1 protein-coding gene is annotated in these 1003 nt (G+C 67.7%); it reads right to left on the bottom strand.

What is annotated here, in order from left to right; all coding sequences use genetic code 11:
* Positions 1-296 precede the first annotated feature (296 nt).
* On the bottom strand, positions 297-1003 hold a 707-nt coding region (locus tag H7F49_RS19310; RefSeq protein ID WP_185685166.1), incomplete at its 5' end, for an IS91 family transposase.

Raw genomic sequence — 1003 nt, forward strand, 5'->3', positions numbered from 1 at the left:
TGCGAAGGGTTTCGGGCGCTTGCGTACGAAAGCCTCCAGTGCAGGAACCCGCGGGCCCGACGCGCTGGTCTATGGGTAAAGCGGTTTCGGGATAGGTCTGGCGGGTAAGCGCTGCCGGTGCGGTAGTGCTCCGGGTGACCCGATCGAAGTGATGTCGGGCGGTTTCAGAGTACTGCTGGCATCGGTTTTGTTGACCGATATGCCCTGCGCCCGGCGTAATCTTGGGGAAGGCACGCGCGGGGCCATCGGTCGATGCGCCAAGGGCAAGACCGCTGTGCGGGACGAGCCATGCCGGATCATGGCGCGTGTCTCCGGGTCGGTGGTGCCGAGTGCGGCGGCGCGCGGGGCTGGCACCAGCGGGCGAAGGTCTCGATGATGGTCATGTGCCCACCGCAGCACGGACATGGCGGGCGGTGATCGGGCGGTTCGTCGGGCTCGGGCTCCTCGATCGGCGCCGCCACGTCCAGCAGCCTGCGGGCGAGCGCCAGGGCCTCCTTGTGGGTTGAGCTGGCAAGCAGGCCGTAATGCCGGATGCGGTGGAAGCCGCGGGGCAGGACGTGGAGCAGGAAGCGGCGGATGAACTCGTCGGTCGCCAGCGTCATGACCTGCTGACGTTCGGCCTCGCCGCGGCGGTAGTCCTTGTAGCGGAAGGTGACGCCGTCCTCGCCGAAGGTGATGAGCCGCCGGTTCGAGATGGCCACACGGTGGGTATAGCGCGAGAGATAGGCCAGCACCGCCTGCGGCCCGGCGAAGGGCGGCTTGGCATAGACCACCCAGCGCTTCTTCCGGATCGGGGACAGATGGAGCAGGAATGCCTTGCGGGCAGTGAGCTGGGCTTGAGCGCCGAAGAAGCCCAGCTTGCCGGCATCGAACAGCGCCAACAGGCGGGTGAGGAACAGCCGGCGGAACAACGCACCGAGCACGCGCACCGGCAGCAGGAAGGCCGGGCGTGACGAGATCCAGCGTGTACCATCGAGCGCGATGCCGCCACCGGGCACGATCA

The sequence above is a fragment of the Novosphingobium aerophilum genome (genome assembly GCF_014230305.1).
Lineage (GTDB): Bacteria > Pseudomonadota > Alphaproteobacteria > Sphingomonadales > Sphingomonadaceae > Novosphingobium > Novosphingobium aerophilum.